This is a genomic window from Sphingomonas oryzagri (assembly GCF_029906645.1).
Lineage (GTDB): Bacteria > Pseudomonadota > Alphaproteobacteria > Sphingomonadales > Sphingomonadaceae > Solisphingomonas > Solisphingomonas oryzagri.
This window is the reverse complement of record NZ_JARYGZ010000001.1, coordinates 1,524,073-1,539,863: the sequence shown is the minus strand read 5'-3', so window position 1 is coordinate 1,539,863 and position 15,791 is coordinate 1,524,073. Positions and strand designations below refer to the sequence as shown.

Here is a 15,791-nt window from a genome sequence, read left to right as displayed (position 1 = left end):
ACATTCCCGCCATGCACAGGCCGCCCCGCGTTGGGCGGCCCTTTCTTTATCTGCTCGGAGAGAGACCCGTGGCCCAGCCCCTCATGCCCCATGCGACAGCGTCCTGGCTGGTCGACAATACCTCGCTCAGCTTCCCGCAGATCGCGGAGTTCTGCGGCCTCCACATTCTCGAGGTGCAGGCGATCGCCGACGACACCGCCGGCACCAAGCTGACCGGCCGCGATCCGGTGCGCGCCCACGAGATCACCATGGAGGAGATCGAGAAGGGCCAGGCCAACCCGAACTACAAGCTGCAGATGCTGAAGGGTCCGGAGCAGGCGCGTCGCACCAAGGGGCCGCGCTACACGCCGGTCTCCAAGCGGCAGGACAAGCCCGACGGCATCGCCTGGATCATCCGCAACCATCCGGAAGTGTCGGACGGCGCGATCGGCAAGCTGATCGGCACCACCCGCACCACGATCGGCGCGATCCGCGATCGCAGCCACTGGAACATCGCCAACATCACGCCGAAGGATCCGGTGACCCTCGGTCTCTGCTCGCAGCGCGAGCTGGACGCGGCGATCACCAAGGCGGCGAAGGCGGCGGGCATCGAGGCGCCGGTCGACGAGCGCCTGTCCGGCGACCGCGCGGCGCTGATCGAGGAACTGCGCGCCCAGCGCGACGCCGCGCATCGCCCGGCGGTCGGCAGCGACGCGGCTCCGGCGGCGGATGGCGAGGACGAGGCGCCGCGCCCGAGCTACCAGCTGCCCGAAGGCGTGGTCGATCCGTTCAAACGCTGAGACGTCACCTCGTCATTGCGAGGAGCGTAGCGGCGAAGCAATCCATGGGCACAGCGATGGCGGCTCTGGGTTGCTTCGCTTCGCTCGCAATGACGAGATGGCGAGCGATCCCTTGACCCTTCATCCCCTCCGGACCACAAGCGCCCCATGGCAGACGATGCAATCGCCGAGTTGAGCTTCGAGGACGCGCTGAAGCGGCTGGAGGAGATCGTCCGCCGGTTGGAAAGCGGCGAGGAATCGCTCGAAAATTCGATTCAGCTCTACCAGGAGGGCGATCGCCTGCGTTCGCAGTGCGAGGCCCGCCTCAAAAGCGCGCAGGCGAAGATCGACCAGATCCAGCTCGGCGGCGACGGCACGCCTGCCGGCCTCAGGCCCTTCGATGCCGAATGATCCCGCCGAATGATCGCAAGGTGAATCCCGTGTCCCTTTCGCTGGCCGAAGCCATGCAGTCTGTCGCTGCCGAGATCGACGAGCTGTTCGATCACCTCCTGACGGTGCCGGAAGATCCGCGCGCCGTGCTCTACGAAGCGATGCGCCATGCCGCGATCGGCGGCGGCAAGCGGCTGCGGCCGCTGCTGGTGTTCGCATCCGCCAATCTCTTCAACGTCAGCCGGTCGAGCGCGCTGCGCACCGGCCTCGCGATCGAGGCGCTGCACGTCTACAGCCTCGTCCACGACGACATGCCCTGCATGGACGACGACGATCTCAGGCGCGGCAAGCCCACCGTCCACAAGCAGTGGGACGAGGCGATCGCGGTGCTGGCGGGCGATGCGCTGCACGCGCTTGCCTTCGAGATCGTCGCCGATCCGGAAACCCATGCCGATCCCTTCGTCCGCGCGGAACTGGCGCTGGAGCTGGCCAGGGCGAGCGGCCCGTCGGGCATGGCGGGCGGGCAGATGATGGACCTCGTCGCCGAGGAAACCACCTTCGACCTGCCGACCACGACGCGCCTCCAGCAGCTCAAGACCGGCGCGCTGATCGGTTTCTGCCTGGAAGCGGGCGCGATCCTGGGCCGGGTGCCGCCGGAAGGGCGCCGCGGCCTGCGCGCCTATGCCCGCGACATCGGCCTCGCTTTCCAGATCGCCGACGACCTGCTCGATGTCGAGGGTGACGTCGCGGTGGTCGGCAAGGCGACCGGCAAGGATGCCGATGCCGGCAAGGCGACCTTCGTGTCGCTGCTCGGCGTCGATCGCGCGCGGACCCAGGCGAAGATGCTGGTCGATCAGGCGATCGGCCATCTCTCGGCCTTCGGCACCGAGGCCGACCTGCTGCGTGCGATCGCCCGCTACGTGGTCGAACGCGATCACTAGAGGATAAGGGAGAGGATCATGGGCGAGCGCATCGGTATCTATCCCGGCACCTTCGACCCGGTGACGCTGGGGCACATGGACATCATCCGCCGCGCCACCGCGCTGGTGGACCGGCTGGTGATCGGTGTCACCACCAACCCGTCCAAGTCGCCGATGTTCACGCTCGACGAGCGGCTGGCGATGGTCCGCCGCGAGACGGAAGGGCTGGGCAAGGCCGAGATCGAGGTGGTCGCCTTCGACAGCCTGCTGATCCACTTCGCCCGATCGCGCGGCGCCTCGGTGATCGTGCGAGGCCTGCGCGCCGTCGCCGATTTCGAATACGAATATCAGATGGCCGGCATGAACCAGCAGCTCGATCGCAAGATCGAGACGGTGTTCCTGATGGCGGACGTCGCGCTGCAGCCGATCGCCTCGCGGCTGGTCAAGGAAATCGCCATGTATGGCGGCGAGATCGGCAACTTCGTGCCCGATGCCGTCGCCATCGAGGTGGCCGAGCGCGTCCATCGCCTGGGCATCAAGGGCGATCCCGCGCTGCGCGTGCAGAGATAGCATGTTCAGCGATAGGAAAGCGCCGCCGCTTCAGCTAGTGCATCTGTCATGATCCTCGTTCGCCGTATTCCGGAGCCCGGCCACCCCATGAAACTTGCCGCTGCCCTCATTCTCACGACCGCGCTGGTGCTCGGTGGCCCGGCCGATGCGAAGCGCAACAACGCCAAGAAGGTGCGGATCAAGGCGGCGGATCAGGTCGCCGCGACGAACCTGACCGCCTTCCTGCCGCCGCCGCTCACACCTGACAACACCTGGGATCTCGATCTCTCGGATGGCGGTCGCGTGGTGATCCAGCTGCGCCCGGACAAGGCACCCAAGATGGTCGAGCGGATCAAGACGCTGACCCAGCAGGGTTTCTACAACGGCCTCGACTTCCACCGCGTGATTTCCGGCTTCATGGCGCAGGGCGGCGACCCCAAGGGCACGGGCGAGGGCGGATCGACGCTGCCGGACGTGCCGGCCGAGTTCAACGATCTGCCGCACGTGCGCGGCGCGGTCGCGGCGGCGCGCGCCAACGATCCGAACAGCGCCAACAGCCAGTTCTACATCATGTTCATGCCGAACATGAAGCTGGACATGCACTATACGGTGTTCGGCCGTGTCGTGTCCGGCATGCAATATGTCGATGCGATCCAGAAGGGCGAGCCCCCGGCCAACCCTACGCGGATCGTGCGCGCGATCATGGGCAACGATCCCAACGTGAACACGCCGCCGCCCGCGCTTCCGGTCGCGGCGCCGGCCGTGCAGGCGCCGGCCACCTTGCCTTCGGGTGCGATGGACCAATCGGCACCGCTGCCGACTTCGGGCACGCCGCAGTAAACACATAATCCTCCCCATCACGGATGGGGAGGGGGACCATGCGAAGCATGGTGGAGGGGCGGCGGTACAACCGCCGTCTTCGCCGGCGGCCCCTCCACCGCCTGTGGCGGTCCCCTCCCCACGCTACGCGCAGGGAGGAATACCGATCATGCGCGTCGATCTCTTCGACTTCGATCTTCCGGCGGATCGCATCGCGCTCCGCCCTGCTTCCCCGCGCGATTCCGCGCGGATGCTGCTCGTACGGCCGGACGGGCTGGCCGATCGCACGATGCTCGATCTCGCCGATGCGTTGCGGCCGGGCGATTGCCTGGTGTTCAACGATACGCGGGTCATTCCGGCGCAACTCGAGGGCCAGCGCGGAAACGCGAGAATCGGCGCGACGCTCCACAAGCGCGAAGGGCCGCGCGACTGGCGCGCCTTCATCCGCAACGCCAAGCGGCTGCGCGACGGCGATGTGATCGATTTCGGCGCGGATGTCTCCGCCATCGCCTCGGATCGCGGCGAGGATGGCAGCTGGCTGCTGCGCTTTGTCGGGGACGAGCCGGTCGAACTGCTGCTGGAACGGGCGGGGCGGATGCCGCTGCCGCCCTACATCGCCGGCAAGCGCGATACCGACGCGCGCGACGCCGAGGACTACCAGACGATGTTCGCGCGGGAAGCGGGCGCGGTGGCGGCGCCGACGGCTTCGCTGCACTTCACGCCGCGCCTGATGGAGCGGCTGGCGGCGGCAGGCATCGGCCACGAGACGCTGACCCTCCACGTCGGCGCCGGCACCTTCCTGCCGATGAAGGTCGACGACACCGACGATCACCGGATGCACGCCGAATGGGGCCGCATCGACGCCGCCACCGCCGATCGCCTCAACGCGGTGAAGGCGCGCGGCGGTCGCCTGATCGCGGCGGGCACCACCAGCCTGCGCCTGCTCGAAAGCGCCGCGCGGGAGGACGGCACCGTCGCCCCGTTCGAGGGGGACACCGCGATCTTCATCACGCCGGGCTACCGCTTCCGGGCGATCGGCGGGCTGGTGACCAACTTCCACCTGCCCAAGTCCACGCTCTTCATGCTGGTCTCCGCGCTGATGGGTCTGGAGACGATGCAGGCGGCCTATGCCCACGCGATTGCGCATGGGTATCGCTTCTACAGTTATGGGGATGGAAGCCTGCTGCTTCCCGCCTGATCCACACGCCATCGTCATGGATTGCTTCGCCACGCTCGCAATGACGAGCGAGGGCGGATAGGGATTTGGCCATGACGACCGAGTCCGAAGCCGCCGACCGCCTGGCCCATCTCGCCGCCGAGATTGCGCGGCATAACCGGCTCTACCACGATCAAGATGCACCCGAGATTTCCGACGCCGACTACGACGCGCTGATGCGCGAGAACAAGGCGCTGGAGGAGCGGTTTCCCGCACTGATCCGTGCCGATTCGCCATCGAAGCTGGTCGGCGCGGCGCCGTCCGGCCATCTCGCCAAGGTGCAGCACGCCAAGCCGATGCTGAGCCTCGACAACGCCTTCGCCGACGAGGATGTCGCAGAGTTCGTCGCGCGCGTCCGCCGCTTCCTGGCGCTGCCCGAGGATGTCGAGGTCGCGCTCACGGCCGAGCCGAAGATCGACGGTCTCTCCTGCTCGCTGCGTTACGAGAAGGGGCAACTGGTGCAGGCCGCAACGCGCGGCGACGGGGCGATCGGCGAGGACGTCACCGCCAACGTCCGCACCATCGCCGACATTCCCGAGACGCTGCACGGTGCCGCGCCTGATGTCTTCGAGGTGCGCGGCGAGGTCTATATGTCCAAGGCCGATTTCGCCGCGCTCAACGAGAAGCTGGCGGGGGAGCGCGTCTTCGCCAACCCGCGCAACGCTGCCGCCGGATCGTTGCGGCAGAAGGATGCCAAGGTCACTGCCGAGCGCGCGCTGCGCTTCCTCGCCCACGGCTGGGGCGAGGTGTCCGAGGTGCCGGGCGAAACGCAGACCGATGTCATGAGAGCGATCGGGTGCTTCGGCCTGCCGGTCGCCGATGCCTTCGTTCGCGTGACGTCCACCGAGGCGGCGCTCCGGCATTATCGCGCCATCGAGGCGGGCCGCGCCGATCTGCCGTTCGACATCGACGGCGTGGTCTACAAGGTCGATCGGCTCGACTGGCAGCAGCGGCTGGGTCAGGTGGCGCGCGCGCCGCGCTGGGCGATCGCGCACAAATTCCCCGCCGAGCAGGCGCAGACCCTGCTGCGCGCGATCGACATCCAGGTCGGCCGTACCGGCAAGCTCACCCCGGTCGCGCGACTGGAGCCGGTGACGGTCGGCGGCGTCGTCGTCTCGAACGCCACGCTCCACAATGCCGACGAGATCGAGCGGCTCGGCGCGCGGCCCGGCGACCGCGTCGTCGTCCAGCGCGCCGGCGACGTCATCCCGCAGATCGTCGAGGTGCTGACCCGCGACGAAGAGCGCCCCGCCTTCGTCTATCCCACCCACTGCCCGGTCTGCGGATCGGAGGCGGTGCGCGAGGAAGGCGAGGTCGATATCCGCTGCACCGGCGGCCTGATCTGCGCCGTCCAGCGCTTCGAGCGGTTGCGCCACTTCGTCAGCCGCGGCGCGCTCGACATCGAGGGACTGGGCGAGAAAAGTATCGACGAATTCCTCGAACTGGGCTGGATCAAGGAGCCGGCCGACATCTTCCGTCTCGCCGCGCATCGCGAGGAACTGATCGGGCGTGACGGATGGAAGGAGGTCTCGGTCGACAAGCTGCTCGCCGCGATCGAGGCCAAGCGCGCGCCCGATGCGGCGCGGCTGCTGTTCGGCCTGGGCATCCGCCACGTCGGCATCGTTACCGCGCGCGATCTGCTCAAGCGCTACCGGACGCTGCCGGACATCCGCGCGCTCGCCGAGGATCTGATCGACCTGCGTGACGCAACCATCCCCGCGCTCGGCGAGGAGGACGGCAAGTTCCGCAACCGTCTCGACAAGGCGATCGCGGAAAAGATCGGCGTCGAGAATGTCGGCTCGGCGGTCGGCCACGCGCTCGCCGATTTCTTCCACGAGCCGCACAATGTCGCGGCGTGGGACGATCTGCTCGCCGAGGTGACGCCGCCGGATTTCGTGGTCGATACGATCGCCTCGGAGGTCTCGGGCAAGACGGTGGTGTTCACCGGCAAACTCCTCACCATGTCGCGCGACGAGGCCAAGGCGCAGGCCGAGCGGCTGGGTGCCAAGGCGGCGGGCAGCGTCTCCAAGGCGACCGATCTGGTGGTGGTCGGCGCCGATGCCGGCTCCAAGCTCAAGAAAGCGCAGGAACTCGGCGTCCGCGTCGCCACCGAGGAGGAATGGGCTGCGATCGTCGCGGCGGCGGGGTGAACCGCCCCTAGCCAAACCCGTTTCATATGTTACCTTCTTCCCATGGCAGAGCATGTTCTCGAATCCCCGCCGGAAGGCGCGGCGGCTGACTGGACGATCCCGCAGGATTGGGCCGCCTATACGGCCGAGGATCACGAAACCTGGGACATCCTCTTCGCCCGCCAGTCGAAGCAGCTCCCCGGCCGCGCGGCCGAGGCGTTCCTGCGCGGGCTGGATGTGCTGCGCCTCTCCAAGCCCGGCATCCCGAACTATGACGAGCTCAACGAGCGCCTGATGCGGGCGACGGGATGGCAGGTGGTGGCGGTGCCGGGGCTGGTGCCGGACGATGTGTTCTTCGATCACCTCGCCAACCGTCGCTTCGTGGCCGGCAACTTCATCCGCAGGCGGGACCAGCTCGATTACCTGCAGGAGCCGGACGTCTTCCACGACGTGTTCGGCCATGTCCCGATGCTCGCTGACCCGGTGTTCGGCGACTACATGCAGGCCTATGGGCAGGGCGGGCTGCGCTCGCTCGGCTTCGGATCGCTCGACAAGCTGGCACGGCTCTACTGGTACACGGTGGAGTTCGGGCTGGTGCGTGAGGGGGACGGCATCAAGCTGTTCGGATCGGGCATCGTCTCCAGCCACGGCGAGAGCCTGTTCGCGCTCGACGATCCCAGCCCCAATCGCATCCGCTTCGATCTCGAGCGCGTGATGCGCACACGCTACCGGATCGACGACTATCAGCAGGTCTATTTCGTCATCGACAGCTTCGAGGATCTGCTGCGCCAGACGATCGAGACCGATTTCGCGCCGCTCTACGAGAAGCTGGCCGACCTGCCTGATCTCGGCCCGGCCGATCTCGCGCCCGGCGACGATCTGCTGACGCGGGGTACGCAGGCCTATGCGACGGAGCGTGCCGGGGCGGCCTGAGCCGGCGACAGTGGCCAGCCCACGCCAACTCGCCTAACAGTCGCCGCGACCCTGCCACGGAGATTGCGAGAATGACCGGACGGAGCGCGCTGGCCACGATCCTGCGCTGCAAGCCGATCGTCGATGCCGTGGCGGACGACGGCCACGGCCATCTCGCGCGCAATATCGGGCTGTTCCAGCTCACCATGCTGGGCGTCGGCGCGACGATCGGCACCGGCATCTTCGTGGCGCTGACGACGGCGGTGCCCGAGGCGGGGCCGGCGGTGATCGTCTCCTTCGTGATCGCTGGGATTACCGCCGCGCTGACCGCGCTTTGTTATGCGGAGCTGGCGTCGTGCGTGCCGGCGGCGGGCTCGTCCTATTCCTACGCCTATGCGACGCTGGGCGAATTGGCCGCCTTCCTGATCGGCGCCTGCCTGCTGCTCGAATATGGCGTGTCGGCCTCGGCCATCGCGGTCGGGTGGGGGCAGTATCTGAACGAGCTGTTCGCGGTGACGATGGGCTGGCATATCCCCGACGCCATCGCCAATCCGCCGGGCCATGGCGGCATCGTCAACCTGCCCGCCGTATTGCTGGTCGCGCTTTGTCTGATCCTGCTGCTGCGCGGCGCGAAGGAATCGACCACCGCCAACGCCGTGCTGGTCGTCGCCAAGCTGGCGGTGCTGGCGCTGTTCGTGGTGATCGCGCTGGCCCATGCGAAGGCGGGGAATTTCAAGCCCTTCGCACCGCTAGGCATCGCCGGAATCGGATCGGCCGCCTCGTCGATCTTCTTCTCCTACATCGGCATCGACGCCGTCTCGACCGCCGGCGAGGAGGTGAAGGATCCGCGCCGCACGCTGCCGCTGGCGATCGTGCTGTCGTTGCTGATCGTGACGGCCGCCTACATCCTCGTCGCCATCGCGGCGGTCGGCGCGCAGCCGTGGACCGCATTCGCCGGGCAGGAGGCGGGGCTTGCCGTGATCCTGCATAATCTCACCGGCGCGGCGTGGCCCGCCGTGTTGCTGTCGCTCGGCGCCATCGCCTCGATCTTCAGCGTGACTTTGGTGGTGCTCTACGGCCAGACCCGCATCCTCTACGCGATGGGCCGCGATGGCCTGCTCCCGGCCTTCTTCAGCCGCGTCGATCCGGTCAGCCAGGTGCCGCGCCAGAATACCTGGGTGGTGGCGATCGGCGTGGCGCTGCTGGCCGCGTTGGTGCCGCTCGACGTGCTGGTCAACCTCACCAGCATGGGGACGCTGATCGCCTTCGCCACCGTGTCGCTCGGCGTCATCCTGCTGCGTCGCGCCAGGCCGGAATTGCCGCGAGGCTATCGGGTGCCGCTCTTCCCGGTTCTGCCGATCGCCAGCGTGCTGTTCTGCCTCTATCTGATCGCAGGGCTGCCGGCCGATACCTGGCTGCTCTTCGCGATCTGGCTGGGCGCCGCCTGCCTGATCTATTTCGGCTATTCGATGCGGCGATCGGCACTCTCCGGCGCATAGCTGTGGATAAGCGGGCGGTGCGGTTGAACCGACTCGGAGCGGCGCCCATAGTCCGGCAATGGCGAACCCCTTTATCCCGCTGCGCGTCTTCACCGCCTTCACCATGCTGGAAGGCGCGATCGATCCGAAGGTGCTCGCCAAGCAGGCAAAGAAGCTCGGTTTCCCCGCCGCCGCCATCTGCGACCGCAACGGCCTCTACGCCGCCATGGCCTTCTGCGGCGCGGCGAAGGGAGAGGGCGTACAGCCGATCGTCGGCACGCTGCTGGCAGTGGCGCGACCCGCCGAGTGCGGCGGCGCTGAGCCGGGCAAGCCACCGGTCATCGACTGGCTGCCGCTCTATGCGCAGGATGCGACGGGCTACGACAATCTCTGCGCTTTGGTGTCCGCCGCCCACCTCGATCGCCCGATCGAGGAGGATGCGCACGTTCGCCTCGACGCGCTGGATGGCCGCACCGACGGGCTGATCGCGCTGACCGGCGCGGGAGAGGGTGCGCTCGCCCGCTTGCTCGCGGAGGGGCAGGAGGTGCACGCCGCGCTCTACGCCGGCCGGCTGGAGGCGCTGTTCGGCGACCGCCTCTACATCGAACTCGCCCGACGCGGCGAAGCGATCGAGGAGGCGGCCGAGGCGGGGCTGATCGATCTCGCCTACGCCCGCGATCTGCCGCTGGTCGCCACCAACCCGACCTGCTTCACCGAGGCGAGCTTCCACGAAGCGCATGACGCCATGCTCTGCATCGCGGACTCGGCCTATGTGGATAGCGACGACCGCCGCCGCTCCTCGCCCGACACGTGGCTCAAGCCGGCCTCCGCGATGGAGGCCTTGTTCGAGGATCTGCCCGAAGCGCTGCTCAACACCGCCGTCGTCGCCCAGCGCACCGCCTTCGCCGCGCCCAAGCGCAAGCCGATCCTCCCCAGCCTCGCCGGCGACCGCGAGGGCGAGGCGACGATGCTGCGGCAGGATGCCTATAACGGTCTGCTCGCCCGCCTGCGCTTCGCCGACGAGGCGGTGGCCAACGTCTCCGATGCAGAGGTGGAGGCCAAATACCCCACCTATTTCGAACGTCTCGCCTTCGAGACCGACATCATCGTCGGCATGGGCTTCCCCGGCTACTTCCTAATCGTCGCCGACTTCATCAAGTGGGCCAAGGATCACGACATCCCGGTCGGCCCCGGCCGCGGCTCCGGCGCGGGCTCGGTGGTCGCCTGGGCGCTGACCATCACCGATCTCGATCCGCTGCGCCTCGGTCTCCTCTTCGAGCGCTTCCTCAACCCCGAGCGCGTCTCGATGCCGGACTTCGACATCGACTTTTGCGAAACCCGGCGTGGCGAGGTGATCCGCTACGTGCAGGAGAAATACGGCCGCGATCACGTCGCCCAGATCATCACCTTCGGGCGGCTCAAGGCGCGCGCCGTGCTCAAGGACACCGGCCGCGTGCTTCAGATGAGCTACGGCCAGGTCGATCGCCTCGCCAAGCTGGTCCCCAACCACCCGACCGATCCGTGGACGCTGGAACGCTCGCTCAACGGCGTCGCCGAGCTGGTGAACGAGTACGAGCGCGAGCCGGAGGTGAAGCGGCTGCTCGATCTGGCGAAACAGCTGGAGGGCTTCCCGCGCCACTCGTCCACCCACGCGGCGGGCGTGGTGATCGGCGATCGCCCGCTCGATCAGCTGGTACCGCTCTATCGCGATCCGCGATCGGACATGCCGGTCACGCAGTTCGACATGAAACATGTCGAGGATGCCGGGCTGGTGAAGTTCGACTTCCTCGGCCTCAAGACGCTCTCTGTGCTGCAGAAGGCCGTTCAGATGCTCGCCAAGCGCGGCATCGAGGTCGACCTCGCCAAGCTGGCGTGGGACGACCCGGCGGTGTTCGAGCTGCTGATGTCCGGTAATACGGTCGGCGTGTTCCAGCTGGAATCGGAGGGGATGCGGCGCACGCTGTCCGCCGTCCGCCCGACCTGTTTCGAGGACATCATCGCGCTCGTTTCGCTCTACCGGCCCGGCCCGATGGACAACATCCCGATGTTCGGTGCGCGCAAGAACGGGCGCGAGGAGGTGGTGTATCCGCACGATCTGCTGGAGCCGATCCTGAAGGAGACCTACGGGATCTTCGTCTATCAGGAACAGGTGATGCAGGCCGCGCAGATCCTCGCCGGCTATTCGCTCGGCGGCGCCGACCTGCTGCGCCGTGCGATGGGCAAGAAGATCAAGGCGGAGATGGACACCCAGCGCGAGATCTTCGTGAAGGGCTGCGCCGAACACAACCAGATTTCCGCTCAGAAGGCCAACGAGCTGTTCGACTTGATCGACAAGTTCGCCGGCTACGGCTTCAACAAGTCGCACGCCGCCGCCTATGCGCTGGTCGCCTATCAGACGGCGTGGATGAAGGCGCACCACAAGCCCGAATTCTTCGCCGCATCGATGTGTTTCGACATGGCGCAGACCGACAAGCTCGCGATCTTCGTCGAGGATATGCGGCGCATGGACGTGCCGGGCCTGCCGCCGTCGATCAACCACAGCGAGGCAGAATTCAGCGTCGAGGAGGCGCCGGAAGGCCTCTCCGTCCGCTATGCGCTGGGCGCGCTCAAGGGGGTCGGCGAGCGCGCGATGGAGGAATTGTGCGCCGAGCGGGTGCGCGGCGGGCTCTTCAAGTCGATTGAGGATTTCGCCGATCGCATCGACCCCCGCATGCTCAACCAGCGTCAGCTGGAAAGTCTCGCGGCGGGTGGTGCCTTCGAATGCCTCGGGCTGGAACGCGCGACCGTCCATGGCGGCGCCGAGACCATCCTCGCCCACGCCAAGGCCGCGCATGAGGGGCGGACCAGCGGGCAGGGCGGCCTGTTCGGCGGCGACGATATCGAGGTGCCGCCGATCCGCCTGCCGGCCGGCGTCCACTGGTCGATGATCGACAGCATGGCGCAGGAGAAGGAGGCGTTCGGCTTCTACTTCTCCTCGCACCCGACCGACCGTTACCGCCATCTCGCGCAGGCGCACGGCGCGCGCAGTTTCGCTGAATGGTGCGCGCTGCCGACGCCCGCCGCGCCTCCGCCCGACGAGCGCGGCCGTCGCCAGCCGGCGCCCACTGTCTCGATGGCGGTGCTGGTCGAGGATGCGCGCTGGCGGACTGCTGCGAAGAGCGGGCGGCGCTATCTGTTCGCCAGTTGCTCGGACGCGTCCGGTCAGTTCATGGCGAGCTGCTTCGACGATGACGTCTCGGCCAAGATCGAGGAGACCGCGAAGGCCGGCGGCTGCGGTCTGCTCGCGGTGGAGCTGGATCGGCGCGACGCCGACGAGACGCCGCGCGTCACGATCCGTGGCATCCGGCCGTTCGAGGGCATGACGATGGCGACGCGGCTCAAGCTCGATGTCGCGGTCGAGCAGCCGGAGGCGGTGGTTGCGTTGGCAGAGCTACTGGCGAGCCAGCGCGGTGGGCGGGGCGAGTTGCATCTCTATGCCGTGCTGCCTGACGGCCGCCGCGCGCACCTGCTCGCCGGTCGCGACTACAATTTCGACGCCGAGCTGGTCGCTCGGATCGAGAAGCTGCCCGGCATCGGCTCCGCCCGCCTTGGCCCGATCGAGGCGCCGCGCCTCGCGCTGGTGGGGTGAGGCATGACGGCGAAGCGCATCACCAGCTTCGCCGAATTCTGGCCCTTCTACCTGCGCGAGCACAGCAAACCGGCGACGCGCGCGCTCCATTATATCGGGACCACCCTGGTGCTGATCTGTCTGGCGGCGGCGATCGTGTCAGGGTGGCGTTGGCTGTTCTGGATGATGCCGGTGGCGGGCTATTTCTTCGCCTGGCTCGCCCATTTCGCGATCGAGCGGAACCGGCCGGCGACCTTCACCTATCCGCTGTGGAGTCTCGTCGCCGATTTCGTGATGTATGGCTGCTGGATCAGCGGCCGGCTGGGCCGCGAACTCGCACGTGCCGGCGTCGCGCGGGGCTGAGATGGCGTTCGCGATCAAGGCGGCCATCAAGGAAACACCCGCCGGAGTGCTGGTCTTCCCCGCGCAGAAGACGATGTACGGCGGCAAACGTATCGCCGAGGGCGACGCGATATTCCTCTTCGCCAGCGAGAATAGCGGCGGGCACGGCCTGATCGCGAAGGGCGTTGTGGCCGCCGCCGCTGCCCTCCCGCGAAAGCCCGGCGTCGAACGCCAGACGCCGCGCGTGGATGTGACGATCGAGGTGATCGCGCCGGTGCTCCGATCGCTCGGGCGGCGCGAGCTGAAATCCTTCGACCGCTGGGATGACGGCCGGCCGGAAACCGAACTCAACTTCAAATTCTACCGCCAGGCTACCGACAAGATCGTTGGCGTTACGAACGGCGCGGCCGCGTTCCTCGACAGCTTTTTCCTATAGACCCACCGCATCTCCCAGGCGGCCAAGCCCGTCCAGCGTATAGGGGAACTCGATCAGCCCGGTCAGCAGGACGGCGAGCAGCGCCAGCAGGATCAGCACCATGGCGCCGTGACGATCGGTCGGCGCCAGCGGGCCGGGCGGCGCGGGATCTTCCGGTCGGTAGTCGATCGGGTCGAACGGCATGGCAGATGCTCCGGGCTGATCTCTCTCCGTTGCCGTATTGATCTATCACGACCGGCCAATTTCCGCGAGCCGCGCTTGGGGATGACGCTCGCACGTCAGAAGAGCGACATCTGCGTACCCGGCAGCACCGGGGGCGTGAACAGATCGGTGCGCAGCTGGAAGCGCTGGCGGCCAAGCCCGTGCTTGCGGCTGGCGATCTGGACGCGGTTGCGGATCAGTTCTGCCCACGGCCCCTGTCCCTTCATCCGCGTGAAGAAATCGGGATCATTGTCCCTCCCGCCACGGATCGAGTGGATCGTAGCCATCACCTTCGCGGCACGATCCGGATGATGCGCCTCCAGCCAGGCGCGGAACAGCGGCGCGACCTCGTGCGGCAGGCGGACGGGGATGAAGGAGACGCCCCGCGCCCCGGCCTCTGCCGCGCGCTCGACCAGATGCTCGATCTCGTGATCGGTGATCTGCGGCACGATCGGCGCGATCGAGACGTGGACCGGTATGCCCGCATCGGCCAGCCGGCGCACGGCGGTCAGCCGCCGCTCGGGATGCGGTGCGCGCGGCTCCAGCGTGCGCGCGATCCTGGGATCGAGCGAGGTGACCGAGATCGCCACCGCCGCCAGATCGTCGCGCGCCATGTCGCGCAGCAGTTCGATGTCGGAGACGACGCGGTCGGATTTGGTGGTGATCGTGATCGGATGCCGGCACCCGGCCAGCAGTTCGATGCAGGCGCGCGTGATGCGGTAACGGCCTTCGATCGGCTGGTAGGGATCGGTGTTGGTGCCGAAAGCGATCGGGCGGCACTGGTAATGGGGGGCGGCCAGTTCCTTCGCCAGCAGCTCCGCCGCATTGGGCTTGGCGAACAGCTTCGTCTCGAAATCGAGGCCGGGCGAAAGATCGTGGAAAGCATGGGTCGGCCGCGCGAAGCAATAGATGCAGCCGTGCTCGCAACCGCGATAGGGATTGATCGAGCGATCGAACCCGACGTCCGGCGAGGCGTTCTTCGTGATGATCGTGCGCGGTTGTTCGATGGTGACGGTGGTGCGTAGCGGCGGCGGCTCACCGTCGATGGCGGTGCGGGTATCGAGCCAGTCGCCGTCCACCTCGCGCGCCGCCAGGCCGAAGCGCTGCGGCACCTCGTTGACCGTGGCGCCGCGCCCGGCGCGCTGTTCTGAAGACCGACTCGGCATTGACGAAGTGTAGCGGATCGAATAGAACAAAGAAAGAACATGAATGGAGGCGCGGATGGCACGGATCAATTATGTCGAGCTGCCGGTGGCGGATACGGCGATCGCGAAGAGCTTCTACGAAGTGGCGTTCGGCTGGCTGATGAGCGAGTTCGGGCCGACCTATGCCGCCACCACGACCGGTGACGTCGATCTCGGCCTGCAGGGCGATGCGGCCGAGGCGACGCAGGCGCCGCTGCCGGTGATCGATGTCGAGGGGCTGGACGCGTGGCCCGCCAAGGTCGAGGCGGCGGGTGGCACGGTGGTGCGGCCGATCTTCGCCTTTCCGGGCGGCCGGCGCTTCCACTTTCGCGATCCGTCGGGGAACGAGCTGGCGGTGGTCGAGGCGAGCCATTGAGGCCCGGACGGGATCAGGCGGCGAGGCGCCCATCGAAGCGCTGGCGGGCTTCTTCCACCTCGCCGAGATTGGACATCGTCCAGGCATAGAGCGCCTTGAACGGCGGTTGCAGGGTGCGGCCCAGCGGGGTGATCTCATACTCCACTGCGACCGGTGACAGCGGCAACACGCGGCGTTCGATGATGCCGTTGCGTTCCAGTCGGCGCAGGCATTGTGTCAGCGCCTTCTGCGTCACTCCCTCGATCTGGCGCTTGATCGCGTTGAAGCGGAGCGGACCGCCATCGAGCACAGCGAGCACCAGGATCGACCATTTGTCGGCGATCTGGTCGAACAGCACGCGGCTCGGACATTCGGCCGAGAAATGCTTCATCGCGCAGGACATGGCGGGGGAGGCGGACATGGAGGTTTCCTCGGATATACCTGGTCGACTTCAGGTGCGTGATTGACGGCAGGTATCCAAGATATACCTATCAT

The 15,791-nt window shown here is 67.4% G+C and carries 16 protein-coding genes; 13 read left to right on the top strand and 3 right to left on the bottom strand.

Features of this window, described 5'->3' with window-relative positions; all coding sequences use genetic code 11:
- The first annotated feature begins 83 nt into the window (after window positions 1-83).
- The 12 genes from QGN17_RS07480 to QGN17_RS07425 all read left to right on the top strand — a co-directional run bounded on the left by QGN17_RS07480 (window position 84) and on the right by QGN17_RS07425 (window position 13,556).
- Window positions 84-779, top strand: coding sequence for a DUF1013 domain-containing protein (locus QGN17_RS07480; RefSeq protein ID WP_281045171.1), 696 nt, complete (start codon window positions 84-86; stop codon window positions 777-779).
- A gap of 147 nt (window positions 780-926) precedes the next feature.
- A complete protein-coding gene (locus QGN17_RS07475; RefSeq protein WP_022688535.1) occupies window positions 927-1,169 on the top strand; it encodes an exodeoxyribonuclease VII small subunit in 243 nt (80 codons plus the stop codon).
- Window positions 1,166-2,089: a polyprenyl synthetase family protein gene (locus tag QGN17_RS07470; RefSeq protein ID WP_281043860.1), complete on the top strand. Its 924-nt coding sequence runs from the start codon at window positions 1,166-1,168 to the stop codon at window positions 2,087-2,089. Before QGN17_RS07475 ends, QGN17_RS07470 begins: the two co-directional genes overlap by 4 nt.
- An 18-nt stretch (window positions 2,090-2,107) precedes the next feature.
- Window positions 2,108-2,638, top strand: a complete 531-nt coding sequence (coaD, locus tag QGN17_RS07465) for a pantetheine-phosphate adenylyltransferase (RefSeq protein WP_281043859.1) — start codon at window positions 2,108-2,110, stop codon at window positions 2,636-2,638.
- 48 nt (window positions 2,639-2,686) lie between these two features.
- Window positions 2,687-3,457, top strand: a complete 771-nt coding sequence (locus tag QGN17_RS07460) for a peptidylprolyl isomerase (RefSeq protein ID WP_390902639.1) — start codon at window positions 2,687-2,689, stop codon at window positions 3,455-3,457.
- Between the two features lie 148 nt (window positions 3,458-3,605).
- Entirely contained in the window at window positions 3,606-4,634 is a 1,029-nt protein-coding gene (gene queA, locus QGN17_RS07455; RefSeq protein WP_281043858.1) for a tRNA preQ1(34) S-adenosylmethionine ribosyltransferase-isomerase QueA, read from the top strand.
- 71 nt (window positions 4,635-4,705) lie between these two features.
- Window positions 4,706-6,802 carry an NAD-dependent DNA ligase LigA gene (ligA, locus tag QGN17_RS07450; RefSeq protein WP_281043857.1) on the top strand — a complete coding sequence of 699 codons (2,097 nt, stop codon included), beginning with the start codon at window positions 4,706-4,708 and terminating at the stop codon, window positions 6,800-6,802.
- Between the two features lie 42 nt (window positions 6,803-6,844).
- Window positions 6,845-7,714, top strand: a complete 870-nt coding sequence (phhA, locus tag QGN17_RS07445) for a phenylalanine 4-monooxygenase (RefSeq protein ID WP_281043856.1) — start codon at window positions 6,845-6,847, stop codon at window positions 7,712-7,714.
- Between the two features lie 71 nt (window positions 7,715-7,785).
- Window positions 7,786-9,192: an APC family permease gene (locus QGN17_RS07440; RefSeq protein WP_281043855.1), complete on the top strand. Its 1,407-nt coding sequence runs from the start codon at window positions 7,786-7,788 to the stop codon at window positions 9,190-9,192.
- A gap of 58 nt (window positions 9,193-9,250) precedes the next feature.
- Window positions 9,251-12,799, top strand: coding sequence for a DNA polymerase III subunit alpha (gene dnaE, locus QGN17_RS07435; RefSeq protein ID WP_281043854.1), 3,549 nt, complete (start codon window positions 9,251-9,253; stop codon window positions 12,797-12,799).
- A gap of 3 nt (window positions 12,800-12,802) precedes the next feature.
- Entirely contained in the window at window positions 12,803-13,141 is a 339-nt protein-coding gene (locus tag QGN17_RS07430) for a DUF962 domain-containing protein (protein ID WP_281043853.1), read from the top strand.
- A gap of 1 nt (window position 13,142) precedes the next feature.
- Window positions 13,143-13,556, top strand: a complete 414-nt coding sequence (locus tag QGN17_RS07425) for a hypothetical protein (RefSeq protein WP_281043852.1) — start codon at window positions 13,143-13,145, stop codon at window positions 13,554-13,556.
- On the opposite strand, the gene QGN17_RS07420 is transcribed toward QGN17_RS07425, so the two are convergent.
- Both QGN17_RS07420 and QGN17_RS07415 read right to left on the bottom strand, forming a co-directional pair.
- Entirely contained in the window at window positions 13,551-13,739 is a 189-nt protein-coding gene (locus QGN17_RS07420) for a hypothetical protein (protein WP_281043851.1), read from the bottom strand. The two genes, QGN17_RS07425 and QGN17_RS07420, sit on opposite strands and share 6 nt — an antisense overlap.
- A gap of 95 nt (window positions 13,740-13,834) precedes the next feature.
- A complete protein-coding gene (locus QGN17_RS07415) occupies window positions 13,835-14,923 on the bottom strand; it encodes a PA0069 family radical SAM protein (RefSeq protein WP_281043850.1) in 1,089 nt (362 codons plus the stop codon).
- Window positions 14,924-14,978: 55 nt separating this feature from the next.
- Between QGN17_RS07415 and QGN17_RS07410 the strand changes: the two genes are divergently transcribed.
- On the top strand, window positions 14,979-15,317 hold the full coding sequence (locus tag QGN17_RS07410; RefSeq protein WP_281043849.1) for a VOC family protein: 339 nt from the start codon (window positions 14,979-14,981) through the stop codon (window positions 15,315-15,317).
- A gap of 13 nt (window positions 15,318-15,330) precedes the next feature.
- Here the strand turns inward: QGN17_RS07410 and QGN17_RS07405 are convergent, their stop codons facing one another.
- Window positions 15,331-15,717, bottom strand: coding sequence for a winged helix-turn-helix transcriptional regulator (locus QGN17_RS07405; protein ID WP_281043848.1), 387 nt, complete (start codon window positions 15,715-15,717; stop codon window positions 15,331-15,333).
- Window positions 15,718-15,791: the final 74 nt, after the last annotated feature.